Origin of the sequence: Novosphingobium anseongense, from assembly GCF_037482895.1 — a bacterium.
Classification (GTDB): domain Bacteria; phylum Pseudomonadota; class Alphaproteobacteria; order Sphingomonadales; family Sphingomonadaceae; genus Novosphingobium; species Novosphingobium anseongense.
In genome coordinates this window covers 381,985-406,681 of record NZ_JBBHJZ010000001.1, presented here as the reverse complement: position 1 = coordinate 406,681, position 24,697 = coordinate 381,985, and the positions used below count along the sequence as shown (strand labels likewise).

The window sequence follows — 24,697 nt, the reverse complement described above, 5'->3', positions numbered from 1 at the left end:
GGCAAAGGTGATGGCGAACCCCGTCCGGAGCGATCCGGGCGGGGTTTTGCTTGGGGCCTTCGTTAGCAATTCGTTGGCGTTCGCCTGCTAGTTCCACGGTGGGAGCGCGCGAGCTTCCGTTGCAAGGAAGTACCAGCGTGGCGAGCAAGGCCGGGTCTCTCCCCAAGCCTGCGACGCGGCCCGATGCCGCGGCCGTGCGCCAGCCCGCGTTCGTGCTCGACGCCGTGCCGTGGCGGAGCCTCGCAGACGAGATCGTCGCCTGGGACGCGCTCGCGGTCTGCGCCGCCGAACCCAATCCTTTCTTCGAGTCTTGGTACCTGCTGCCCGCGCTCGCCGCTTTCGATCCGCAGGGCGGCATTGTCATCCTGCGATTCGAGGTCGACGGTGAACTGGCCGGGCTCCTGCCGCTGGCCCGGCCGCGGCGCTATTACGGCAAGCCCCTGCCCCACCTCGCGACCTGGCTCCACGCCAACTGCTTCCTCGGCGCGCCACTCGTCGCCGCCGGGCTCGAGCGCCATTTCTGGCGCGCAGTGCTGACCTGGGCCGATCGCCAGGCCGGGCTCGGACTGTTCCTGCATCTGGCACACATGCCGCTTGCAGGCGCCCTGCACGAAGCGCTCGTCGAGGTCCTGGCCGAGCAGCGCCGCGATGCCCATCTCGTCCACCGCGAGGAGCGCGCGCTCCTGTGCAGCCGGGACACGCCCGAGGCCTATTTCGAAGCGACGCTCTCGGGCAAGAAGCGCAAGGAACTGCGCCGCCAGTTCGCGCGCCTTTCCGAACTCGGCGAAGTCACGATCGAGCGCCGCGACGATGCCGAGGGCCTCGCCCTCTGGATCGAGCATTTCCTCGCGCTCGAACAGGCCGGCTGGAAGGGGCTGGCCGGCTCGGCGCTGGCGACCGCACCGGGTAGCGCGCAACTCTTCCGCGACAGCCTTCCTGGCGCCGCGGCCCGCGGCCGGCTCGAGCGGCTGACCTTGTCGCTCGACGGCGCGCCGATCGCGATGCTGGCAACCTTCCTCGCGTCGCCCGGCGCCTTCTCGTTCAAGACCGCCTTCGACGAACGCTACGCGCGCTTCTCGCCGGGCGTTCTGCTCCAGCGCGAGAACCTGGCGATCCTGGACCGGACGGACATCGCCTGGAGCGACAGCTGTGCCGCTGCCGATCATCCGATGATCGATCATATCTGGCGCGAGCGCCGCGCGATCGGCCGTCTCTCGATCGCCATAGGCGGCCGCGCACGTCGCGCCGCGTTCGCGCTCGTCGCCCTCGCCGAACTGGGCCGCAACCCGACCGGGCTGGACGGCTGAGCGCAGTTCTCCACCGCATTCCACAGCTTCCGTCACAGCTTACCCACCGCTTGCCCACAGACTTATCCACAGGCGCTGGATCGCGCGGTCAGTGCAGGTGCTTCAGCTTGTCCGGGTTGCGCATGACGTAGATAGCCACGATCTTGCCATCCTCGATCTCGAGCGCCGTGGTCTGCAGTTCGCCGTCGGCCTCCTGCGTGACGAAGCCCGGCAGGCCATTGACGAAGCCCTTGCGCACCAGGCGCGAGGGATACTTGCGATACATCACCGAGAGCCCGCGATGCAGCCGCAATAGCTGGCGGGCCCCCTGGATCAGGCGCATCGCCGCCGGACGCTTGCCGCCGCCATCCGAATGGCTGGAGACGTCGCTGGCCAGCATCGCGCCGAGCGCGGTCATGTCGCCGCTGCGGGTGGCGGCAAAGAACGCCTCGGCAATCTCCAGCCCGCGCTGTTTTTCGACCTGGAACCTTGGCCGTGCATCGCGCACGTGGCTGCGTGCGCGGCTGGCGAGTTGTCGACAGGCGGCGGCGTCGCGATCGATCGTGACGGCGACCTCGTCGAAGCTCTGTCCGAAGACGTCGTGGAGCAGGAACGCGGCCCGCTCGAGCGGGGACAGCCGCTCGAGCGCCAGCATCAGCGGCAGGGTCACGTCCTCGACCTCCTCTTCCTCGACGATCGGGTCGGGCAGCCAGGGGCCGATATAGGTTTCGCGCCGGTGACGCGCCGACTTGAGCTGATCGAGGCAGAGCCGCGTCACCGTGCGGTGCAGGAAGGCCTCGGGCTCGCGCACCGCCGCGCGGTCGGTGCCGAGCCAGCGGATGAAGGCTTCCTGCACCACGTCCTCGGCATCGGCGACCGAGCCGAGCATGCGGTAGGCGACGCGGGTCAGCCGCGGCCGCAACGGATCGAATACGCGTGCCGCGTTTTCATGCCCTGCCGCTTCCTGCGTCGCCGGATGCATCACGCCGCCAGCTTCTTCGTGGCGGGGGTTTCGATCCACAGGCCGAAGGCCGTGGCGATCCGGTTCCAGCCATTGATGACGTTGATCAGCAGCGTCAGGTTCACGCGCTCCTCCTCGGTGAACTGCTCGGCGAGCGCGTCCCACGCGGCCTCATGGGTGTGCCCTTGCGAGAGCTTCGTCAAGGCATCGGTCCAGGCGAGAGCGGCGCGCTCGCGCGGGGTGAAGACCGGCGCTTCGTGCCAGGCCGCGACGAGATAGAGCCGCTGCTCGCTCTCGCCGGCCATGCGGGCGTCGGCGGCGTGCATGTTGATGCAGTTGGCGCAGCCGTTGAGGATCGACGAGCGCAGCTTCACCAGTTCGACGAGGCTGTGCTCGAGGCTGGTGTTGACGGCGTCGGACACCGCCATCCACGGCTTCATGATCTCGGGCGCGGCGGTATAGGGATTGAGCTTGGGGGTCATGGTCAGAGGTCCTTTGCTGGGTTGTACCGACATGACGAAACGGCCGCGGTCGCTGTGACATGAAGATCAAAAAAACTTCAGGATAGCTTGTGCGCCAAGCTGCGATTGCGCAGGAAGGCGGCCATGCTCCTCCCGCACTTTATCGCCGCCTGATGCACGACGCCGAAGCTTCGCTGCTGCAGGACGGTTTCCTGCTGCTTGGGTTCGCGCTCGTCTTCGTCCTGCTGTTCCGCCGGCTTGGCCTGGGTGCGACCCTGGGCTTCCTCGTCGCGGGCATCCTCGTCGGGCCGCAGGTGCTCGACATGGTCGGCGATGCCGAGTCCAAGCTGGGCATCGCCGAACTGGGCATCACCCTGCTGCTCTTCGTCGTCGGGCTCGAGCTGAACCCCTCGCGCCTGTGGCGAATGAAGCGCGATATCCTGGGACTCGGCCTGCTCCAGGTGACGCTCTGCGGTCTGGCGATTTCCGGCGTGATCCTGGCCGTGGGCTTTTCCTGGGAAGCGGCGCTCGCGCTCGGCCTGCCACTGGCGCTTTCCTCGACCGCGCAGGTGCTGCCGCTGCTACGCTCTTCGGGCCGCATGCGCACGCCGTTCGGCGAGCGCGCCTTCGCGATCCTGCTGTTCCAGGACCTGTCGATCATCCCGCTGATCACGATCATCACGGCGATGAGCCGCAATCCCGCCGACATGGGCGGGCCGCCGGGCTGGCTGCTGACACTCTATTCCTTTGCCGCCGTGGCTGGCCTCATTACCGCGGGACGCTTCCTGATCCGGCCGATGTTCCGCCTGATCGGCAATATGGGCGAGCGCGAGATGTTCGTCTTCGCGGCTTTGTTCACCGTCATCGCCTCGGCCGCGCTGATGGAAGCGCTGGGCCTGTCGACCGCGCTGGGCGCCTTCGTCGCCGGCGTCATGCTCGCGGACTCGCCCTATCGCCACGAGCTCGAGGCCGACGTCGAGCCGTTCCGCTCGATCCTGCTCGGCCTGTTCTTCCTGACCGTCGGCATGATGCTGAACCTGCATGCGATCGCCGAACGGCCATTGTTCGTCATCGCGATGGCGCTGGCGCTGATCGCGGTGAAGGCGCTGGTGATCTTCGCGATCGGCATGGCCTTCCGCATGACCTGGCGCGCGGCGCTCGCGCTCGGCGTGCTGCTCAGCCAGGGCGGTGAATTCGGCTTCGTGCTCTTCGCCCAGGCGCAGAAGGCCTATCTGATCGCCTCCGACGCCGCGAGCCTGTTCGGCGCGATCGTCACGTTGTCGATGGCGACGACGCCGTTCCTGATGGCCGCCACGAAGCGCTTCCGTGAGGCTCCGGTCGAACGCACCGAAGAGCGCGACGGCCCCGAGGCCGACGGCGCCAACGCCCTCGTCGTCGGCTATGGCCGCTTCGGCCAAACCGTCGCGCAGATGCTGATCGCCAGCAACATCCCGGTGACGCTGATCGACACCGACATCGAGATGATCGATATCGCCGGCGGCTTCGGCGCCAAGGTCTATTTCGGTGACGGTACGCGGCTCGATCTGCTGCGCCAGGCCGGGGCCGCCGAAGCCGAACTGATCCTGTTCTGCCTCGACGGCGACCAGCTCAGCGCCGAGATGGTCGAAGCCGTGCACGAGGCCTTCCCGCGCGCGGCGATCTACATCCGCGGCTACGATCGCCGATCCTCGGTACGGCTCGGCAACACGCCCGCCGCCGCGGTGGTGCGCGAAGTGCTCGAATCGGCGATGAAGATGTCGCGGCTGGCGCTGGAAGGGCTCGACGTCAGCCCCGAGGACATCGACCGTGCCGAGGACATGTACCGTGCGCGCGACAAGGAACGCCTGGCCAAGCAGATCGAGACGGGTGATCTTCGCGCCGCACGCGACCGTATCATCACCCAGCCCGGCCGCCGCGAGCCCTGATTTCCACGGCCCCACCAATTGCAATAAAGTGTTTCCGAAGGGCACCTTAGGCCAAAAAACATCGGTTGTTTAACGGTTGAATTTATAGGCCGGTGCCCTGAAGGGGCGTATCAGGGATGCCCCGCTGGGAATACGGGTGGCGGCAGTGATCAAGCGACGGTTGATCCTTACGATATTCCATTTGTGCAAGCTGGCCGGGCTTTTCACTCTGGCACGGCGTTTCACGCGCCAGGATCTTCGCATTCTTTGCTATCACGGCTTCGCGCTTGACGATGAAGACCAGTTCCGTGGTTCTCTGTTCGTCCAGCGCGGCTTCCTCGACCGGCGGATGCGCTATCTCAAGGATCACGGCTATACGGTCCTGCCGCTGAGCGAGGCTGTCGATCGGCTCGCCGACGGCAGCCTGCCGCGCGATCCCGTAACGATCACGATCGACGACGGCTTCCACAGCGTCCACGCCATCGCGCGCGAAGTCCTGCACCGCTACGCCTTCCCCTCCACGCTCTATCTGACATCCTACTACTTCGAGAAGTCGACCCCGATCTTCCAACTCGCGGTCGACTACATGTGCTGGAAATCGCCGAAGCGCCGGGTCGACCTGTCACGGCTCGGCGTCACGGCGCTGGCCGAAGCGTCGGCATTCGATCTCACACCCGAAAACCGCGCGGCCGCCAGTGCGCAGATCTTCGCCCATGGCACGACCCAGCTCGATGAAGCCGGCAGGGTCGCGTTGTCGCAGCGTCTGGGCGAAGCGCTCGACGTCGACTACGCGAAAATCCGCAAGGGCCGCCAGTTCAGCCTGATCTCCCCCGAAGAGGCGCGCGAACTCGAGGCCGGGGGCATGGCGATCGAGCTCCACACCCATCGCCACCAATTCCCCGAGTGCCCCATCGCCGCAGCCACCGAATTGCGCGACAACCGGGCGGCGATCGAGCCGCTGCTCGGCCGACCGCTCGATCATTTCTGCTATCCGAGCGGCCGCTGGCACCACACCCATCGCCCGGTGCTGGAAGACGCCGCGATCAAGAGCGCGACGACCTGCCAGGCCGGGCTCGCGCGCAAGGGTGCAAACCTGCTGGCCCTGCCCCGAATCCTCGACGACAACCGCGTCTCGCAGATCGAGTTCGAGGCCGAGGTCAGCGGCTTCACCGACCTGCTGCGCCGCTTCCGCGGCAAGACCCGCGCTCCTTGGGTGAGCCCGCCGTCCTATGTCGAATGGGTCGGCGTCGCGCCCGAGATGCTGATGATCGCCTAACCGTTCGGGTGATAGAAATCGTAGATCGTCTGGGCCACGGCCGCGCTGACGCCGGGCGCGCGCTGGAGGTCGTGGAGGCTGGCCGCACGCACCTTCCCCGCCGTGCCGAAATGCAGCAGCAGCGCGCGTTTGCGCGCGGGACCGATGCCGGGGATTTCGTCCAGCGGTGAGGCCGTGATCGCGCGGCTGCGCTTGGCGCGGTGCGCGCCGATGGCGAAGCGGTGCGCCTCGTCGCGCAGACGCTGGAGATAGAACAGCACGGGCGAATTGACCGGCAGCATCTTCTCGCGGCCATCGGGAAAGTGGAACACCTCGCGCCCGTCGCGGCCGTGGTGCGGACCCTTCGCGATGCCGATCAGCGGCAGGTCCTCGACCCCGAGTTCCTCGACCACCTCGCGCACCGCCGACATCTGTCCCTTGCCGCCGTCGATCAGCACGAGATCGGGCCAGGTGCCGCTCTGGCGATCGGGGTCCTCGGTCATCGCGCGGCCGAAGCGGCGGGCCATGACCTCGCGCATCATGCCAAAGTCGTCGTTGGTCTGGGCGGTCTTGATGTTGAACTTGCGGTACTGGCCGTTGAGGAAGCCCTCGGGCCCGGCGACGATCATCGCGCCAAGCGCGTGAGCGCCCTGGATATGGCTGTTGTCGTAGACCTCGATCCGCTGCGGGACCTCCGGCAGTTCGAAGAAGTCGGCGACCTCGCGCATGATCTTGGCCTTGCTGCCGCTTTCGGCCATGCGCCGGTCGAGCGCTTCGGCGGCGTTGCGCGTCGCCTGCTGGATCAGCCGCTTGCGATCGCCGCGCTGCGGCACCGAGATCTCGACCTTGCCGCCCGCCGCCTCGCGGAAGGCCTCGGCCACCAGTTCGGCCTCGGGCAGCGCACGGTCGATCAGGATCGTCCGCGCCGGCGGCACCTCTTCGTAGAACTGCGCGAGGAAGGCGGTCAGCACCTCCTCTTCGGACAGGCCCTCGGTGTGCGTCGGGAAGAAGGCGCGGTGGCCCCAGTTCTGGCCCCCGCGGATGAAGAAGGCCTGGATCGCGACCTGCCCGCCCTTGCAGGCCATGGCGAAGATATCGGCATTGCCGAGGCCTTCGGCATTGATCGCCTGGCTGCCCTGGATGAAGGTCGCGGCGCGCAGCCGGTCGCGCAGCATCGCGGCACGCTCGAAGTCCATCGCCTCGGCCGCCTCGCGCATCTGCGCCTCGATCTTCTTTTGCACGGCCTGGTTCTTGCCGCCGAGGAAGTCCCGCGCCTCGGAGACGAGCTCGGCATAGCCGGCCTGATCGATGCGATCGACGCAGGGGGCCGAGCAGCGCTTGATCTGGTAGAGCAGGCAGGGCCGATCGCGCCGGCTGAAGAAGCTGTCGGTGCAGGACCTTAGCAAGAACAGCTTCTGCAGCGCGTTGATCGTGGTGTTGACCGAGCCAGCGCTGGCAAAAGGCCCGTAGTAATTGCCCACGGCCTTGCGCGCGCCGCGATGCTTGGTGATCCGCGGAAAGGCGTGATCGGCGCGCAGCAGGATGAAGGGGAAGCTCTTGTCGTCGCGCAGGAGCACGTTGTAGGCCGGCCGGAAGCGCTTGATCAGCTGCGCCTCGAGCAGCAGCGCCTCGGCCTCCGAATTGGTCGTGACGATCGTCATCGATCGCGTCTGGCTGATCATGCGCTTGAGCCGCAGCGGCAGGCGATCGACCTGGGTATAATTGGCCACGCGGTTGCGCAGCACGCGCGCCTTGCCGACGTAGAGCACCTCGCCGCGCGCATCCTGCATGCGATAGACGCCGGGCCGCGCCGGCAGGGTCCGCACGGTCTCACGGATCGCCGCAACGCCAGCCTCGAGATCGGGCTGGTCCGAGCCCCGCACGGTATAGGTCGCGCGATCCTCGTTGAAGCGTTCGGCGCCTCGGGGGTCGTGGGGAGTTCCGGCAGGGGTGCGGGCCATGCAGGCCAGATAGGGCGTTCGGACGGGATTGGGGAGAGGCCGCAAGCGCCTCGTCCACGATTCAGCGCGGCGTGAACGCAAGGCGAAACCGGACACGGAAGCGCGAACCCGCAAAGAAAAGAGCCCGGTGGTCATGGCGGCCACCGAGCTCGAGTGCCGGGAAGGGACCGGCTGTTTTGTCCTGTCGATCGCCTGCTTCCGACGGAGGCGCGGGAACTAGTCGCGCCTGTTTGACGGAGAAGCGAGCCCGGCGGACATGGCTAGGACGCCGGGCTCTGGTGTTTCGCGGGGAAGGGACCCGCGGCAGTCGATCAATCGGTTGTGTAGTCGTTAGGTGTCGTATTCGGTCTCGTCGGTGCTCTTAGCGGAGCAGCGAAAGGACGCTCTGCTGGCTCTGGTTGGCCTGCGAGAGCATGGCCGTCGAAGCCTGGCTGACGATCTGGGCCTTGGCGAGCGCGGTCGTTTCGGCCGAGTAGTCGGCGTCTTCGATGCGGCTGCGGGCGTCCGACAGGTTCGTCACGTTGTTGGTCAGGTTGTTGACCGCCGATTCCAGGCGGCTCTGGCTGGCACCCAGCGAAGCACGCGTGGTGTTGATCGAAGCCAGTGCCGAGTCGACGTTGGTGATCGTCGTGGCGGCCTGCGTGACCGTCGAAACGTCGAGCGCCGTACCGGTGGCCTTGGTGCCGTCGATGCCCTTGACCGTCAGGGTGATCGTGTTGCCCGAGTCCGAACCGGCCTGGATGGTCACCTGGACCGAACCCGCCGAGGTCTTGTCGAACAGCGTCACGCCGTTGAACTTGGTGTTGGTCAGGATGTCGTCGATCTGCGAAGCGAGCTCGGTGACTTCGGCCTGCAGGTTGGTACGGTCCGACGACTGGTAGGTGCCCGACTTCGACTGGATCGACAGCTCGCGGACGCGCTGCAGCATGTTGGTGACTTCGTTCAGCGCGCCGTCGGCGGTCTGAGCGAGCGCAATGCCGTCGTTGGCGTTGCGGATGGCCTGCGTCATGCCGCGGACCTGCGAGGTCATGGTCGTGGCGATCGCGAGACCGGCGGCGTCGTCCTTGGCGCTGTTGATGCGCTTGCCGGTCGACAGACGCTCCATCGCGTTGCCCAGAGACTTGGCTGCAGCGTTGCCGGCGTTAGCCGCCTTCATCGCGCCGATATTGGTGTTAATAACCGCCATGTGGAACTCCCGTAGTAGACCCAAAAAGGGTGCCGACCGAAAGGGTTCGATGCGGCTGCCATGAACTAGAGCGGCAACCAGATGCGGAAATTAAGTGCCGGTTCTCTTGCCGGTCCGGCAAATCGTTGCCGGATACCTCCCCTCGCCCGCATCCGATCGTGGGGCGTGAGCGCATTGCCCTTCCGGCAAGCTTTCGCGGGCGAACGACGGAATGATGGGCCGCGTCAGAACATCTTGCGGAAATCGATTCCCACCACGCGGCCCTTGGGATCGCGATAGTCGAGCTGGTAGCTCAGCGGCACGGCGCCGGTCTGATCCGTCACGCGCTGGCGCGAGTCGAGCAGATTGTCGACCTTGAGCGAAAGGCGCACGCCCTTGAGGAAGGGCACGTCGTCGACGATTTTCTTCTGCTGGTCGAAATTCACGAATGCGCGCAGATTCAGCTTCAATAGGCTGCCGAAGCGCAGGTCGGTACTGCCCGGCGCGCCGGTCGAGCGAACCGTCACCGGTGCCGACCAGTTGCCGTTGAGACGCAGGCCGACGCCCTTGTGGAAAACGCCGCCCTCCATCTCGAGCCCGTGGCGCGCGACGCCGCCGGCCGAGAGCGCCGAACCGTCGAGCAGATCGAGCACGGGGCCGCCCGGCGCGATCAGCACGGTGTTGGTCAGTTCGACCTTGTGGAACACCGACAGGTTCCAGCGTCCCTGGCCATTGCCCGGCTGTCCGCCCGGTCCGCCAGGGCCGCCCGGCCCCATGCCGCGCGGTCCACCCCCACCCGGCCCGCGCCCCATGCCGCCACCGGGCCGACCGCCGCCGCCCGGCGCTCCCGCTCCACGTGGCCCGCCGGGTCCGCCCATGCCCATGAAGCCGTCGCGCCGCTGCGGCTGCGGCTTGCCGATCGTGCCCGAGACGTTGAAGCCCCAGCGGATCCGCGAACTTTTCACCTCGCTGAAGGTCACCGGCCGGCGATCGATCGCGACGAGTTGGCCCACGGCATCGCGCACGACACGGCCCGGGAAGGCAGCCTCGATCGCCGGGGTCAGCAGCGGGAAGTCCTGCGTCACGTCGGTCGAACGGTTGCGGAAATATTCGACGACGAGATTCGAGCTCTTGAGGAAGGGCAGTTCCCAATTTGCCGACAGTTTCCAGTCGCGCTGCTTCTCGCGCACGAGGTCCGGGTTGCCACCGTTGACGACCGTCACCAGCGCGGTCTCGCCGCGCGTGAAGTCGTAGACGACGACGTTCGAAGAGATCAGCGTCGGATTGCCGAGTTGGTTGAGCGAGGGCGCGGCCTCGTCGACCAGATAGCTGGCCTGGAGGCTGAGCTTCTCGGTCGGCGCCCAGGTCAAGCCGGCGCTCCAGTCCTTGAGCGTACCGAAGTCCGAAAGGTGGCTGATGCCTGCGCTGAGATTGAGCGACAGGTCGCCAACCGCGCCGAGCACGCCGTTGCGGCGGCTGGTGAGCGGCACGCCGAGGTTGATCCCGGTCGAGGCATTGCTGCGATCGAAGCTCAGATCGGCGGTGCTGCGCGTATCGCTGTTGTCCGAACGGGTGTAGGAATAGCCCGCCTTGACCGTCAGCGAGGCTTCGCCCGCGGGCAGGCGAAAGACCGTGCCCGACAGGGTCGCCAGCGAATTGAGACCGTAGTCCTGCGAACGCGCGCGATCGGTGATGCCAGGGGCGAGCGTCGGCAGCGGACCGCCCGGCGCCAGCGTTCCTGCTGCTGCGGCATTCACCAGTGCGGCGAGCGCCACCGCGTCGCGCGGCTGATCGACCGTGGTGCGAGTGTCACTGTAGCTGCCGTCGGCCGTGGCGGTGAACTGCCAGGCCCCCAGTGGCCGGTTGAACACGAGCCCGCTCTCGAAGCTGGTCGAGCGCGACTTGCGCAGCAGCGGGTCGGGCAGACTGCGTCGCTCGGTCGTGCCGCTCGGCCCGGTCAGCGCGATCGTGTCGAGACCGTTGAACGAGCGGCTGTCGCTACGCGTCAGCGCACCGTTGATCGTGAAGGCCGCCGCATCGGCGCCTTTGCCGATCGCGGTCGACCAGGTGCCGTTGAGCGCATATTTGTGGCTGGCATCGACGAGGGTGCGGAAGGCCGCGGGATCGGGATCGCCCGCCACGGTCGGCGTGTTGCGCTCGGTCTGGACGATGTCGCGCTCGGCTTCAGTCAACGCGGTCGTATCGTTGATCCGGCCGTTCAGATGGAACCGTTTCTGACCGCTGATCGTCACCAGTCCAGCCTCGATCTCGCTGTCGGCCGTGCCGCCATGGGTCGAGGGCTCGTATTCGACCGCCACGGTACGGCTGGCGAAATTGTCCTTGAGGATGAAGTTCACGACGCGCTGGTTGGCCGGATAGCCATAGCGCAGCGCGACTTCCTCGGGCAGGATCTCCATCCGCCGGATCGCCTCGGGCGGCAGGTCGCGGATCTCGCGAAAGCCCGAAATGCGCCGGCCGTTGAGCAGGACCACCGGCTGCCCCGAACCGCGACCGCGCCCCGAACCGGTCTGCGGGCTCAGCTGCTCGAGCAGCTCGCTGAGCGAGGCCGCGCCATAGGAGGAGATATCGGCCTCGTCGAGCACCAGCAGCGGCGCCTGCGGTGCCTCGACCTGCCCCTTTATACGCGTGGCCACGACCAGGATTTCGTCGCCGATCGCGCGGATTTCCTCACCGGCCTCGGAATCGGTCAGCACGTCGTCGCCACCATTTTCCGCCGGCGAACCTTCGGCGGGCACAGCCTCTACCGGCGACGCATCCTGCGCCCAGACGGGCGCGGCCAAGACGGCAAGGGGAACGAGTACCAAGGGACGCAACGAAAAATCCTCCACCCTGAAATTCGGTCAGGTCCCTCTCCGGCTCCGGCAAATGGTCGACCCGGCGCTGCGGCACAAGCCGGCGCGGGGTATCAAATTGTCACGCCGCCGATACACTCGCGGATAATAGATTTGGGCTGACTGCAAGATGACCGCCAAAGGCTTTCCTTTTGGCGCGCTCGGAGCTATGGCGCGCCGCATTATCAAGACATGAGAAGTGGAAGCCCCTCGCCGATGGCGAAAGAAGAACTCCTCGAAATGCGTGGCCAGGTGGTGGAGCTGCTGCCCAACGCCATGTTCCGGGTACGGTTGGAAAACGATCACGAGATCCTCGGCCACACCGCGGGCAAGATGCGCAAGAACCGTATCCGCGTGCTGGTGGGCGACGAAGTCCTCGTCGAGCTGACCCCTTACGATCTGACCAAGGGTCGTATCACCTACCGCTTCATGCCCGGCCGCGGCGGCCCCGGTTCCTATTGATTTTTGATCGGATCGCGCGGGCATGAGCGCCTCTAAGCTCGTCCTCGCCTCCGCCAGTCCGCGCCGCCGCGAACTGATCGCGCGCCTGGGCCTAGAACCCGCGCGGATCGCCGCCGCAGACATCGACGAAACCCCGCACAAGGCCGAAGTCCCGCGTGACTATGCGCGACGCATGGCGCGCGAAAAGGCGCTCGCGGTTGCGAGCGGCGGCGAACACGTGCTCGCGGGGGATACGGTCGTCGCGCTCGGCCGGCGCATCCTGCCCAAGGCCGAGGACGAGACGACCGCGCGGCACTGCCTAGAACTGATGTCGGGTCGCCGCCACCGCGTGCTCTCGGCCGTGGCGCTGCGCGCGCCAGACGGTGGGCTGCGCGAGCGGCTGTCCGAGACGGTGGTGCGCTTCAAGACGCTCTCGCGCGAAGAGATCGACGGCTACATCGCCGGCGGCGAATGGCACGGCAAGGCCGGCGGCTATGCCATCCAGGGCGCGGCGGAAGGCCTGATCGCCTGGATCGAGGGCAGCCATTCGGGCGTCGTCGGCCTGCCGCTCTACGAGACGCGCGCGCTGCTCAAGGCCGCGGGCTTTCCCATTGCCTGAATGGCTGATCGAGGAAGGGATCGCCGAGCATCGCGCGATCCTGACCGAACACGGCTCGATCATCGCAGCGCGCATCGACTGGCCCGGCGCGTTGGCGGCGGGGCAGATTGAAGACGCCGTGCTCGTCTCGCGCACCGCGGGCGCCAAACGCGGTGTGCTGCGCTTCGCCAGCGGCGAGGAAGCGCTGGTCGATCAGTTGCCGCGCGAGGCCAGCGAGGGCGCGCCGCTGCGGGCCGTCGTCACCCGTGCCGCGATCGCCGAAATCGGCCGCCTCAAGCGCGCCCAGGCGCGCCCTACGCAACAGGCGCTCCGCCCTGCCCCGACGCTCGCCGAGCGGATCCGCGGCGAAGGCCTGGCCGCACGCGTGGTCCGACGCTTCGACGCTGACTGGGACGAGCTTTTCGCCGAGGCCTGGTCCGGCGAGATCGCCTTCGCGGGCGGCAGCCTGACGATCAGCCCGACGCCGGCGATGACCCTGATCGACATCGACGGCATCCTGCCGCTGCGCGCGCTGGCTCTGGCCGCAATCCCCGCAGTGGCCCAAGCCGTGCAGCGCTTCGACCTCGGTGGATCGATCGGCATCGATTTTCCGACCCTGTCGGACAAGGCCGATCGCCGCGCGGTCGACGAGGCCTTGGCCCAGGCGCTCGGCGACTGGCGGCACGAACGCACCGCCATCAACGGCTTCGGTTTCGTCCAGCTTGTCGCGCGGCTCGAACGCCCGTCGCTGCTCCACCGGCTTGCGCGCTACCGCACCGCCGCCGCCGCACGCCTGCTGCTGCGCCGCGCCGAGAGGGTCGAAGGTGGCGGCACACTGCTCGTCGCGGCACATCCGGAGGTGCTCGCCGCGGTCCGCCCCGCGTGGCGCGACGACCTCGCCCGCCGCGCGGGCAAACAAATCCGGTGGCAGGACGAACCCGCGCTTGCGCTCGACGGCGGCTATGCCCAACTGGTCAGCCTATGACCCGTCCTACCCGCAAATGCCCGATCTGCGGCAAGCCTCGCGCCGAAGACCACGCGCCGTTCTGCTCGACCCGCTGCCGCGACCGCGACCTCGTGAAGTGGCTCGACGACGGCTATGCCCTGCCCGGCCCCGCCGCCGAAATCGACGAGGAAGGCCTGCCCGGCCGCGATCTTCCACAGGACGAATGATTCTGGCTTGCCAAGCCGCCACGGCTTCGCCATAGGCGCGCTTCCGACGCGCGGCGGTCCTCTCGGACCCGCCGCCGCGGCGATGCCCGGGTAGCTCAGTTGGTAGAGCACATGACTGAAAATCATGGTGTCGGCGGTTCGATTCCGTCCCCGGGCACCATCTGCCTCGTTCGACGTCACGGACGCGTTGCCGCCCGCAGCGACGCAGGGCACGAGGGCTACAGCACCGCCGAGCACTTGGCAGCCGCCGGCAACATTGTCCTGCTGATCGATCATCTCTGAGTGGGCGGCAGCACCCGACTGGCCGACGTCGTGCGCATCGGCGGCGGCCGCTCGATGGGCGACATGATGCCCCCCTCCAGCAGGCCAATCACCGCACCTTCGCTGCGATCATGGTGCTAGGTTATACCGCCGAAGGCGTCCACATCAGTTCGCCCGGCAAGATGCCGAGCGAACCGGGCCGACGCATTTAGAACGGCGACTGGCTGATGAAGGTGTCACCGCGGTCGATCTGGACCAGCGAATAGTCCTTCACGCCCAGCAGCGTGACCGTGCCATTGAGGCCGAGCAGGCCCAGGGTCAGCGTCAGATCCTGCTTGCCGTCACCGTTGACGTCGCTGACCTTGGTCTTCGACACCGAGACGCCGAAGCCGAGCATCAGCCTGTCCTCGGCGACATTGAAGTCGGTGATGGTGTCCTTGCCGCCGAACAGGCTGAAGCCGAAGGTGTCGCGGCCGGCGCCGCCCGTCAGCTTGTCGTCGCCGGTATCGCCGAACAGCATGTCATCGCCGGCGCCGCCATCGAGCTCGTCGTTGCCGAAGTCTCCCGAGAGCATGTCGTTGCCGTTGCCACCGAACAGCTTGTCGTTGCCCAGCCCGCCCCACAGCTTGTCGTTGCCGTCGAGACCGTAGAGCGTGTCGTTGCCGAGCAGGCCGCCGATGAGATCCTCGCCCGAAGTGCCCGTCAGCGTATCGGCGCGCAAGGTGCCGATACGGATCGCGCCATCCGAAACGCCGGCCACCGAGACCTGGACGGTGGCGGTGCTGGTGAACTGGCCGTCGGTGACCGTGTAGCTGAAGCTGTCGCTGGTCTTGGCGCCATTGTCGAGATCGTCGAAGCTCTCATCGTCGGCGACGTAGAACAGCGTCCTGGCCACCGCATCGAACTGGACCGTGCCCTTGGTGCCCGACGTGCTCACCGCGCTGATCGACAGCATCGCGAACCCTTCGGGGTCGATGTCATTGCCGATCAGCTGCGACCAGAGATTGCCCGAAGTGGCGTCCTCGTTGATCTCGATCGCGTCGGCCTTGGCGGTGGGCGCCTCGTTGACGTTGTCGACCGCGATCTCGATAGTCTTCGCGATTACCGCATCCGCCTTGTCGCGAACCTGCGCGGTGATCTGGAAGGTCTTGTCGGTCTCGTAGTCAAAGGCCTTGGTCGTGGTGACGACGCCCGTCGTCGCGTCGACCGCGAAGCGGCCGCCGGCGTTGTTCGTCAGGCTGTAGGTGAGCACGTCGCCAACCGTGTCCTTGGCCGACAGAGTGCCGACCACCGTACCCGCAGCCAGGTTCTCGGCGACCGCGGCATGGCTGATCGCCAGATCGGTCGGCGCGGTGTTGGGCTTGCCGTTCACCGTGACCGCCACCTGCGCCGTGTGGATCGCGCCGTACTCGTCGGTCACCGTGTAGGTGAACGTGTCGCTGGCCGATCCGCCGCTCGGAATGGCGTCGAAGGCATCGTCGTCGGCCGCATAGGTCAGCGTCTGCGTCGCCGCGTCGAATACCACCGTGCCGAGCGTGCCGGTCAGATTGACCTCCTTGATCCGCAAGGTCGAAGCGCCGTCGGGATCGGTGTCGTTGGCGAGCAACTGCGACCAGAGGTTGCCCGTCGTCGCATCGACCGTGACGCTGACCGCGTCGTTCACCGCGACCGGCGCCTCGTTCTCCTGGACATCGGTGATGTCGCCGAGATCCTGGGCCTCGTCGATCGCCTGGGTGACGTCCTGCGTTTCTTGGACCAGTTGTTCGAGTACCGCCGGAGCCGCGCCGGGCAGGCCGGCGCCGATGACCTCAGCGAGAACCTCGGTCTTCGTCAGATCGACCGACTGGCCGTTCTTGGCGAGTTCACCGAGCGCCGTGAGCGCGTCGGCGACGTTGCCCTGGTTGTCCTTCACCGTGTTGAGCACTTCGGCGACCGATGCGGCCACCTTCTGCGCTTCGAACGCCGGCGACCCCGGGGTGGCCGCCCCTGCGACGAGATCGACCTGCGTGAGGGCGAGCCCGGCGTCGAGACCGAAGGCCTGCTTCACCGCCGCTTCGGCCTGGGCCGCGGTCTTGCCGCTATCCACCAGCGTCTGGATCAATGTGGTCAGCGGGTTGACCACGGTCGCGCCGTCGGGCGCGGAGAGCACCAAGTTGTTCGGCAGGTTCGTGTCGGTATTCACGCCGCCAACCGCACGGATCGGGCCCGTGGCGTTGCTGAAGAACGTGAACTTGCCCTGGCTGTCGGTCGTGGTGGAAGCCTCACCGGCAGTCAGCAAGCCATCGCCGTTGGCGTCGATGAAGACCGTCGCGCCGCTCAGATAGCCGTCGGCGACGGTACCCTTGTTCAGCGCGACCCCGCCCGGCGAACCGATCTCGTTCGCGTCGCTGATCGCCTTGAAGGCATCGTTGGCACCCACGGCGCTCAGCGTCGTGATCGTGCCGTTGAGGCCGGCGGTGTTGTCGAAGGTCGAATAGGGCGCGGTGCCGTCCGCGGCGCCGAAGGTGACGTCCGCCTGGAGCTTGCCCGAGGCGTCGTAGATGTTGACCTGATCGCCACCCGCGCCGAGGCCGATACCGCTGCCGGTATAGGTCCCGATCTGGAGACCGGCCGGCAGGGTGCCGCCGAACCAGGTATCGACGAACTGCGCGGCGATCGCGGGAGCGCCCTCGATGAAGATCACCGACTCGCCCGGCTGGATCGTGGTGACGCCGTTGAGCGCGAGCGCCTTGGTGAAGTCCTTCGAGTTGTCGTCGACCTTCCAGCCGGTGATGTCGACGACGACCGTGCTCGTGTTGGTCAGCTCGAACCAGTCGGCCTTGAACGGGCTGTTGTCGTTCGACCAGGGCGCGACCTCGGTGATCGCGATCTTGCCCTGCGGCGCCTCGTTGACGACGTTGGTGAGGCCGAGCGTATAGGTCGTGCTGGCGTCGGGCGTGGCGCCCACCGTGACGTCGTCGACCGAGACCGTGACCGCGTAGCTCTGCTTGGCTTCGTAATCGAGCGTGGTGCCGGACTTGATGTAGAGGCCGGTGTTGTCGACTTCGAAATACTGCGCATCGGTTCCGGTGACGCTGAGCTGGTTGGTGCCAAGGCCATCGTCGGTGACGTTGATGTCGGCCACCTTGATCCGCGTGGCGGTGCTGGTGTTCTCCTCGATCGCGGTCGTGGCGTTGGCGAGGGCGATCGCGGTCGGCGCCTTGTTCGACGCAGCCGGCGGCGTGACGCCGCCCGGCGAGCCGATCTCGTTGGCGTCGTTGATCGCCTTGAAGGCGCCGTTGGTGCCCGTGGCGCTCAGCTGCGTGATCGTCGTGCCGTTGAGGCCGGCGGTGTTGTCGAAGGTCGAATAGGGTGCGGTGTTGTCCGAGGCGCCGAAGATGACGTTCGCCTGGAGTTTGCCCGAGGCGTCGTAGATGTTGACCTGGTCACCATCTGCGCTGAGCCCGATGCCGCTGCCGGTATAGCTGCCGATCTGCAGACCCGCCGGTGCGTTGCCCCCGAACCAGGTGTCGATGAATTGCGCGGCAAGCGATGCGCTGCCCTCGATGAAGATCACCGACTCGCCTGGCTTGATCGTGGTGATGCCATTGAGCGCAAGCGCCTGAGCGAAGTCCTTCGAGGCGTCATCGACCTTCCAGCCGGTGATGTCGATCGCGACCGTGCTGGTGTTGGTCAGTTCGAACCAGTCAGCCTTGAACGGACTGTTGCCGCTGGACCAAGGCGCAACCTCCGAGACGATCAGGCGACCGACCGACCCCGGCGAGCCGATCTCGTTGCTGTCCTGCGCGGCCACGAAGGCGCCGTTCTTGCCGACTTCGCTGAGCGTCGTGACGGTAGCGTTGTTGAGGCCGGCGGCGTTGTTGAACGTCTGGTAGGGCGCGGTGGCATCCGCCGCACCGAAGGTGATGCTCGCCTGGAGCGTGCCCGTGGTGTCGTAGAGGTTGAGCGCGTCGCCCTCGGTGCTGAGACCGATACCGCTGCCGCTGTAGGTGCCGATCTGCAGACCTGCGGGCTTCACGCCGCCGAACCAGGTGTTGATGAAGGCATCGATCGCCGCAGGCGTGCTGCTCTCGATGAAGATCACCGATTCCCCGGCGCCGATGCTGATGACGCCGTTGAGCGCGACGGCCGAGCTGAAGGCCTTCGAGCTGTCGTCGATCTTCCAACCGGCGATGTTGACCGCGCTCGTGCCGCCGTTGGTGATCTCGAACCAGTCGGCGCCGACCGGGCTGTTGCCGCTCGACCAGGGCGCAGCTTCGGAGATGTAGAGGCCCGAATTGCCACCGCTGCCCTCGTTGACCACGTCCTTGAGCGCGAGCGTGTAATTCACCGTCGCGTCGGGCGAGCCGCCGACGGCCGCGTCGTCGACCTGGACCGTGACCGAGAAGCTGTTCTTGGTCTCGTAGTCGAGGACCGTGCCGGCCTTGACGTAGAGCCCCGAGGCATCGGCCTCGAAGTATTGCGCGTCGGCGCCGGTGACGCTGAACACGTTGTTGCCGAGCTGGTCGTCGGTCACCGTGATGTCGGCGACCTTGAGGCGCGTTGCCGTGCTGGTGTTTTCCAAGAGCTCGGTCGCGGCGTTGGTCAGCGCGATCGCCGTCGGCGCCGCGTTGGGCACGGTGGACGGCTTGTAGACCCAGAGCTGCGGATGGCTGGCATCGCCGCCGCCGTTTTCGCTGACGACGTAGAGGTTACCCTCCTTGTCCATCGCCAGGCCTTCATGCTGCTGCTGGTTGGCGCTGTTGCCTGCGTCGCCGATGATCGTCAGCGACGAGAGCACGTTGCCCGCGCGGTCGACCTCGAGGATCTTGCCCGATTCCTGGCTGAGCACGAGCACGTTGCCGCGCTCCGACGTGCCGATCGTCGACAGGTTCGCCAGCGCGAAGACGTCGGCCATGTCACCCAGGGCAAGCTTCGCGGGATCGAACAGGTTGGTCGCGTTCTCGGTGGTCGCCGATCCATTGCTGGCGGTGCCGTTGGCGAAATCGACCGTCGTCTGGAAGATGCCCTGCGGATCGCTTTCCTTGACGAAGATGTAGCCGCCGGTTGCGGGATCGTAGGTCACGCCCTCGAGACCGACATTGCCCGTCGTCGTGCCGAGCTTGACCACCTGGGTATCGGTGCGGACCAGCGAACCGCCGGCCGTGTATTCGAAGCTGATGACGCTGCGCGTGCGCTCTTCGACCATGACGAACTTGCCGTTACCGACATAGGCCAGGCCTTCGATGTCGTCGAAGGCGCCGGCGGCCAGGGTCATCGAACCGATGAGCTGGCCGGTCTTGCTGATCTCGACGATCGCGGTCGTGCCGTCGCCGACGACGAACAGCGTGTCCTTGTCCCAGTTGTAGGTGATCGCCGAAGCTTCGGTCGCGAGCTTGTTGCTCGCCGGAACGCCAGCGCTGGTGGTCGGCAAGTCGTAGCGGCCGGTGCGGACGTAGGTCGACAGGTCGACCGTCAGCGGCGTCGCGGGCGTCTCGCCCTTGATCTCGAACGCGGCGACGAGCGGATCGTGATCGGTGCCGCGCGCGGCGGTGTCGGCCTGCTCGGAATTGATGTGAACCGCATCGAACTGCGCGGAATTGTAGAGCGTGCCACTGACCAGGAAATTGTCGAGCGCCTGGGCATTGCCGCCGAACAGGTAGGAGTAGCGCTCTTCCTCGGGCAGCGTGCGGTGGAGGTTGGTCAGCAGCCCACCGGCTTCGAGCAGTTCGAGCGACTGCTCGAAGTAGAAGCCGTTGAAGTCACCGAGCACGGCGACGCGCGCCGCGGTATCGGCGCCGATCAGATCCTCGACATAGTCGCGGATCGCCTCCGACTGGGCGATGCGCGCGGCCTCGGCGCCGTTGACCGGCGGCTGGGTCGCGCCGAACAGCGGATCGCTGCCGCCGCGCGAACTCGAATGGACCGAGATCGCAGTGATTTCCTCGCCGTTGAACTCGAAGGTCGCGGCCAGCGGATTGCGGCTGTTGGCGAAGGCCGCGCCGGTGATCAGTTCCGCGCTGCCCTCGACATAGTCGACGCGGCCGGGGTTGTAGAGGAAGCCGTTGCGGATGTTGCCACCGGGCTCGCCGCCCGTGGTGCCGGCAGCGCTCGGGGTGATCTCGATGTAGACATAGTCGGGGCCGCCGAGCGCCTTGATCGCGTCGATCAGGCCCTGGGCGGTGACGTATCCCGAAAGATCGCTGCCGGTGCCCGCACCGTCCTTGTCCTGGATCTCCTGCAGCGCGATCACGTCGGGCGCGCGCAGGTTGTAAGCGATGTCACGCGCGAGGATCGTGAACTTGTTGTCGCTGGGGTCGAGGTTCTCGACGTTGTAGGTCGCCATGGTCAGATGGGTGGCGTCACCGACCAGCGTCGTGATCTCGCGGGTCGGCTCCGGCGCGTCCTTGGTCACGGTGACCGCGCCGGTCACCAGCAGCTCGTAGGACTGGAAGTCGTAGCTGATGATGCCGGTGACGTCGCTGAGCTCGTCGCCCTGGGTATACTTGCCCTTGAAGTCCGACAGGCTGGAATCGTCGAGTTGGATGCGCTCGGGGTTGTAGTCGTCGAAGCCGTTGGCATTGCCTGAGATGGTCATGCCGCCACGGCCGTTGAGCCCGGTCACGCCGGCGCCGCCCGAAGCGACGACATAGGTCTCGCCGAACGAATTGGTGCGATCGACGACGATCGGCGCTTCGACCGTCACGCGCATGCCTTCGAGCGATTCGAAGAAGTCGGCAGCGTCGTTCTGCGGATCGTAGACGGTAAAATTGTCGTCGTCGAAGACGTCGGTCGGCGGCAGCTGGCCGCTGGTGCCGATCAGCACGGTCGCGGGCAAGGCATTGACCACGGCGGTGCCGTTCGCATCTTTGGCCACCGACACCGCGGTCGCGACGATTTCGGTGGTGGTGAGGTTGGTGGCGGCGTTGCCGGGCAGGAACTCCTCGACCTTGCCGGTCACGGTGGCTTCGTGGCCGACCTGCACGGTCGGCGCCGTCGTGGTGAACACGAAGATCGCGTCGGAGGTGCGCGCGTTGCCGTCACCGGTCTTGTCCTGCAGGTAGAAGCCGTTGCTCGCGACGGCGGTGACCACACCGGTGGTGGTCACGCTCTGCCCGGCATAGGTCGACTTATGGGCCTCGCCCTGGATCTCATAGATCGCGATCTGCTGGGCATCGTCGTTGAGGATCTTGCCCGTCGCCGCGGCGGTGCCGATCGTGCCGGCCGTGGCATTGGCGAGCGTGACCGTGAAGGTCTCATCGGCTTCGCTCACGCTGTCGTTGACCACCGCGATCTTGATCGTCGCCTCGGTCTGACCGTCGGCGAACGAGACCTGGCCCTGGGGCAGCGCGCCACCGGCGAAATCGGCAGCGCTGGCCGTTCCCGCGCTCACCAGATAGTCGAGCGTGGACGCGCCGGCCGAACCGCCGCTGCGCGTGACCTTGAGCTCGACGAAGCCAGCGCCTTCGGCCGCCGCGCCGGCGGCGATGCCGAACACGCCCGGGGTCGGAGCGACCGGCCCGGGATTGGCCGTGATCGAGAAGTTGTCGATCGCGAGACCGTCGTCGGAGCTTGTCGCATTGGAGTCGGACCAGCGGATCCAGAACTTGGCACCTGCGGCCAGCGGACTTTCGAGAGCGATCGTGGACGAGATGGCGGTCTGGTTGGCGGCGGCATTGCCGTCGAGCGCGCCAACGGTGCCGGCCTGCACAGGCGACACGAAATCGAGCGCATTGACGTCCGTCCAGGTCCCCGTGGTCAGGCTGGTCGCATCGAAGCTGATCTGGAAATCGAGACGATCCTGACGGCCGACCGCACCCAGGCGCCATTGTTCACCAGTGTAGGCAATCAACAGCGAGGTGAGCGTCTGATTGGTCTCGTTGACGAATTCGGCGCCGATCGTCGGCGTTACTGCACCACTGAGCAGCGTGCCGAATGCGCGATCGGAATTGCCGGCGGCACCGAAGCTGTAGGTATCGCCGGCATTGCTCGATCCGGTACCTGCCCCGTAGGTGCCGTTCGCGCCGGTTCCGCTTTCGGCGAAGAACCAGCCACCGGGCAGAGTGCCGGCGGGTCCAGACGTCGCAAGCGTGTCGAAATTCTCGGTCGCGGCAGTCCCGGTGCTGGTCAGCTTGGTCACGTCGATTCGCCCTTCGTTAACATTCCGTTAAGGGCGCTAGGGGTCATCGATGACGACTGGATTGAATATTCGTGAAGAAAAAAAGACAGTCGCCAATACTAAAAAGTGTAGCTGGCCATGCCGATCGCAGCGATGCAGCTGATGCGATGCTCCCGATATCAGAACATTCCAGAAGCTCGCTTCGTTACCGAAACTCTTGCGGCGTATTTTCTTTATCCTCGCTGCAGATCCTGAATGCAGGCCCGCTATCGGCAAGCGATCACCATAATCTGGACGACCGCCTAGTCGGCAGGGCTAGCAAATCCCATACGCTTTCCGATCGGCTTGCTCCAACGATCAAGCAGCTGCATCGCGTTTCCTGCTGCAAGCGCCTCTCGCAGTTGTTGGGCGGCGATCCTCCACGCCCGACTATTCCGCCTTCACGCCTTGCAACAGGATGCGCGTCACGATCGCCGCTGTCTGCTCGGGGCTCAGCGTCGGAGCCGTGAACTCCCGGTTGCCCATGCCGAACAGACAGGCCAGCAACAATTCGGCCACGCCCTCGACCTCGGCCTGCGTCAGGCCCGGCTTGAGGAGCGTTGCGAGTTCACGAAGAAGTTCGCGAAATTCGCCGCAGGTCGAAGTCACCATCTGCGCGACCTCGGGACTACGATGCGCCTCGGCGACTATCTCGTGGTAGAGAGCGTCGTCCTGCTGTGGCGAAGCCCATTCCAGGACCATTTGCTCGATCGCGTCATGCCCCCTCGTCGTACCGCTGCGCACGGCGCTGATGTTGGCGCGCAGTTCGTCCAGCGTACCGTCTGTGTCGGCCCGGATGATGTCGCGGATGATGTCAGCCTTACTGGCGAAGGACCGATAGATGGCGCCGACGCTGACCTGCGCGTCGAGCGCCAGGTCGGCCATCGCCGTGCGATGAAAACCTCGCTCGGAAAACAATCGCTTAGCCGAAGCGACAACCCTCTCCTTGACCGACACCTTATGCTGCAATGCAAAAAACCCTCTCCGGAACGAGCAAACTGGTCTTGCACATCATAGCCGCCCCGTTTAGGAGCACGCAACCGGAATGAACGTTCATTCCGGTTGCCGTCGACTATTTCAGGTGAATGAGATGATGACCCGCGTTCGCGTGCTCCCGCTTGGCATGCTCGCCCTTGTCGCGGCCTGCGGCGCCGAGCAGCCGCCCGCACCGCCCCCGGCGAAAGTCGGCGTGGTGACGGTCCAGGAGCAGGACGTCGTGCTAACGGCTGAGCTGCCAGGTCGCATATCGGCTTTGGAAACTTCGGAAGTTCGACCTCAAATCAATGGCATAATCCGCCGCCGCCTGTTCACCGAAGGCGCCATGGTGCGAGCCGGGCAGGTCCTCTACGAGATCGAGGATGCGCCATACCGTGCGGCGCTGGGCACGGCCCGCGGCAATCTCGCCAGGGCTCAGGCGACCATCGATTCCACCCGCCTACAGGCAGAGCGTTATCGCAGCCTGATCGGCATCAATGCCGTCAGCCGGCAGGAACTCGACAATGCGGAGGCTTCGGCACGCCAGGCTCGGGCAGATGTTGCAGCGCAAAAATCGGCAGTCGATTCGGCGCGCGTCACGCTCGATTTCGCCCGCATCCGCGCGCCCATCTCCGGCAGGATCGGCCGTTCGCGATTCACCGCCGGCGCCTTGGTCCAGGCGGGCCAGGCCGATCCATTGGCGACGATCCTGCGCAGCGACCAGGTCTTCGTCGACGTTACCCAATCGGCTGCGCAGATTCTCGACCTCAAGATGGCCATGGCCCGCGGCGGGCTCAGCAATGCCGGCCAGGAAAGCCTGCGGGTCAAATTGCTCTTGCCCAACGGCACCGTCTATCCCGCCGAAGGCCGACTTCAGTTCTCCGAAGTGGCGGTCGATCCCCAGACGGGCAGCGTCACGCTCCGCGCGACCTTCGCCAATGCCGACGGCCTTCTTCTGCCCGGCATGTTCGTCCGCGCGCAGATCGTGGAAGGCGTCCGCCAGCGCGCGATCCTGGCCCCGCAACAGGGCATCACCCGCGACCCGCGCGGCCGGGCGACCGCACTGGTCGTGGGCGCGCAGAACAAGGTCGAACAGCGCAAGGTGACGGCCGAGCGGCCGATCGGCAGCAACTGGGTGATCACCGAGGGGCTCAAGCCGGGCGACCGCCTGATCGTCGAAGGCCTCATGGGCATCAAGCCCGGCGCCGTCGTGACGCCGAGCCGACCGACCCAGATCACGGTCGCCCCGGCCAAGGGCCGCTGATCC

At 66.4% G+C, this 24,697-nt stretch carries 16 protein-coding genes and 1 tRNA gene; 9 read left to right on the top strand and 8 right to left on the bottom strand.

What is annotated here, in order from left to right; genetic code table 11:
- Positions 1-137: 137 nt before the first annotated feature.
- Positions 138-1,307 (top strand): GNAT family N-acetyltransferase, encoded by a 1,170-nt coding sequence (locus WG901_RS01865; RefSeq protein ID WP_339585322.1) that lies wholly within the window; start codon positions 138-140, stop codon positions 1,305-1,307.
- 88 nt (positions 1,308-1,395) lie between these two features.
- Here the strand turns inward: WG901_RS01865 and WG901_RS01860 are convergent, their stop codons facing one another.
- On the bottom strand, positions 1,396-2,268 hold the full coding sequence (locus tag WG901_RS01860) for a sigma-70 family RNA polymerase sigma factor (RefSeq protein WP_339586623.1): 873 nt from the start codon (positions 2,266-2,268) through the stop codon (positions 1,396-1,398).
- Positions 2,268-2,729 (bottom strand): carboxymuconolactone decarboxylase family protein, encoded by a 462-nt coding sequence (locus tag WG901_RS01855; protein WP_339585321.1) that lies wholly within the window; start codon positions 2,727-2,729, stop codon positions 2,268-2,270. The genes WG901_RS01860 and WG901_RS01855 overlap by 1 nt, the downstream gene beginning before the upstream one ends.
- A 152-nt stretch (positions 2,730-2,881) precedes the next feature.
- Between WG901_RS01855 and WG901_RS01850 the strand changes: the two genes are divergently transcribed.
- Positions 2,882-4,633: a cation:proton antiporter domain-containing protein gene (locus WG901_RS01850; protein WP_339585320.1), complete on the top strand. Its 1,752-nt coding sequence runs from the start codon at positions 2,882-2,884 to the stop codon at positions 4,631-4,633.
- A gap of 82 nt (positions 4,634-4,715) precedes the next feature.
- Here the strand turns inward: WG901_RS01850 and WG901_RS01845 are convergent, their stop codons facing one another.
- On the bottom strand, positions 4,716-4,982 hold the full coding sequence (locus tag WG901_RS01845; RefSeq protein WP_339585319.1) for a hypothetical protein: 267 nt from the start codon (positions 4,980-4,982) through the stop codon (positions 4,716-4,718).
- Here WG901_RS01845 and WG901_RS01840 point away from each other — a divergent pair.
- Positions 4,962-5,888, top strand: coding sequence for a polysaccharide deacetylase family protein (locus WG901_RS01840; protein WP_339585318.1), 927 nt, complete (start codon positions 4,962-4,964; stop codon positions 5,886-5,888). The two genes, WG901_RS01845 and WG901_RS01840, sit on opposite strands and share 21 nt — an antisense overlap.
- Here WG901_RS01840 and uvrC read toward each other — a convergent pair.
- The 3 genes from uvrC to WG901_RS01825 all read right to left on the bottom strand — a co-directional run bounded on the left by uvrC (position 5,885) and on the right by WG901_RS01825 (position 11,794).
- On the bottom strand, positions 5,885-7,828 hold the full coding sequence (gene uvrC, locus WG901_RS01835; protein WP_339585317.1) for an excinuclease ABC subunit UvrC: 1,944 nt from the start codon (positions 7,826-7,828) through the stop codon (positions 5,885-5,887). The two genes, WG901_RS01840 and uvrC, sit on opposite strands and share 4 nt — an antisense overlap.
- Before the next feature lie 361 nt (positions 7,829-8,189).
- Positions 8,190-9,014, bottom strand: coding sequence for a flagellin N-terminal helical domain-containing protein (locus WG901_RS01830; RefSeq protein ID WP_339585316.1), 825 nt, complete (start codon positions 9,012-9,014; stop codon positions 8,190-8,192).
- Between the two features lie 224 nt (positions 9,015-9,238).
- Positions 9,239-11,794, bottom strand: a complete 2,556-nt coding sequence (locus WG901_RS01825) for a TonB-dependent receptor domain-containing protein (RefSeq protein WP_339585315.1) — start codon at positions 11,792-11,794, stop codon at positions 9,239-9,241.
- A gap of 267 nt (positions 11,795-12,061) precedes the next feature.
- On the opposite strand from WG901_RS01825, the gene infA reads away from it, so the two are divergent.
- From infA to WG901_RS01800, 5 genes are all read left to right on the top strand, one after another.
- Positions 12,062-12,307: a translation initiation factor IF-1 gene (gene infA / locus WG901_RS01820; RefSeq protein WP_168605162.1), complete on the top strand. Its 246-nt coding sequence runs from the start codon at positions 12,062-12,064 to the stop codon at positions 12,305-12,307.
- A 22-nt stretch (positions 12,308-12,329) separates the two neighbouring features.
- A complete protein-coding gene (locus WG901_RS01815; protein ID WP_339585314.1) occupies positions 12,330-12,905 on the top strand; it encodes a Maf family protein in 576 nt (191 codons plus the stop codon).
- A complete protein-coding gene (locus WG901_RS01810) occupies positions 12,898-13,869 on the top strand; it encodes an Rne/Rng family ribonuclease (RefSeq protein WP_339585313.1) in 972 nt (323 codons plus the stop codon). The genes WG901_RS01815 and WG901_RS01810 overlap by 8 nt, the downstream gene beginning before the upstream one ends.
- Complete coding sequence (gene yacG, locus WG901_RS01805) at positions 13,866-14,057, top strand: DNA gyrase inhibitor YacG (protein ID WP_339585312.1); 192 nt, start codon at positions 13,866-13,868, stop codon at positions 14,055-14,057. Before WG901_RS01810 ends, yacG begins: the two co-directional genes overlap by 4 nt.
- Positions 14,058-14,141: 84 nt before the next feature.
- Positions 14,142-14,217, top strand: a tRNA-Phe gene (locus WG901_RS01800).
- Positions 14,218-14,526: 309 nt separating this feature from the next.
- On the opposite strand, the gene WG901_RS01795 is transcribed toward WG901_RS01800, so the two are convergent.
- Positions 14,527-22,437 carry an SdiA-regulated domain-containing protein gene (locus WG901_RS01795; RefSeq protein WP_339585311.1) on the bottom strand — a complete coding sequence of 2,637 codons (7,911 nt, stop codon included), beginning with the start codon at positions 22,435-22,437 and terminating at the stop codon, positions 14,527-14,529.
- A gap of 408 nt (positions 22,438-22,845) precedes the next feature.
- Entirely contained in the window at positions 22,846-23,412 is a 567-nt protein-coding gene (locus WG901_RS01790) for a TetR/AcrR family transcriptional regulator (protein ID WP_339585310.1), read from the bottom strand.
- Positions 23,413-23,548: 136 nt separating this feature from the next.
- Between WG901_RS01790 and WG901_RS01785 the strand changes: the two genes are divergently transcribed.
- Complete coding sequence (locus WG901_RS01785) at positions 23,549-24,694, top strand: efflux RND transporter periplasmic adaptor subunit (protein WP_339585309.1); 1,146 nt, start codon at positions 23,549-23,551, stop codon at positions 24,692-24,694.
- Positions 24,695-24,697: the final 3 nt, after the last annotated feature.

Excerpts from the sequence above, each read along its gene's own strand:
- WG901_RS01860 (WP_339586623.1), bottom strand. The coding sequence starts at position 2,268 with ATGCATCCGGCGACGCAGGAAGCGGCAGGGCATGAAAACGCGGCACGC.
- WG901_RS01855 (WP_339585321.1), bottom strand. The coding sequence starts at position 2,729 with ATGACCCCCAAGCTCAATCCCTATACCGCCGCGCCCGAGATCATGAAG.
- WG901_RS01850 (WP_339585320.1), top strand. The coding sequence starts at position 2,882 with ATGCACGACGCCGAAGCTTCGCTGCTGCAGGACGGTTTCCTGCTGCTT.
- WG901_RS01840 (WP_339585318.1), top strand. The coding sequence starts at position 4,962 with ATGCGCTATCTCAAGGATCACGGCTATACGGTCCTGCCGCTGAGCGAG.
- uvrC (WP_339585317.1), bottom strand. The coding sequence starts at position 7,828 with ATGGCCCGCACCCCTGCCGGAACTCCCCACGACCCCCGAGGCGCCGAA.
- WG901_RS01830 (WP_339585316.1), bottom strand. The coding sequence starts at position 9,014 with ATGGCGGTTATTAACACCAATATCGGCGCGATGAAGGCGGCTAACGCC.
- infA (WP_168605162.1), top strand. The coding sequence starts at position 12,062 with ATGGCGAAAGAAGAACTCCTCGAAATGCGTGGCCAGGTGGTGGAGCTG.
- WG901_RS01815 (WP_339585314.1), top strand. The coding sequence starts at position 12,330 with ATGAGCGCCTCTAAGCTCGTCCTCGCCTCCGCCAGTCCGCGCCGCCGC.
- yacG (WP_339585312.1), top strand. The coding sequence starts at position 13,866 with ATGACCCGTCCTACCCGCAAATGCCCGATCTGCGGCAAGCCTCGCGCC.
- WG901_RS01785 (WP_339585309.1), top strand. The coding sequence starts at position 23,549 with ATGACCCGCGTTCGCGTGCTCCCGCTTGGCATGCTCGCCCTTGTCGCG.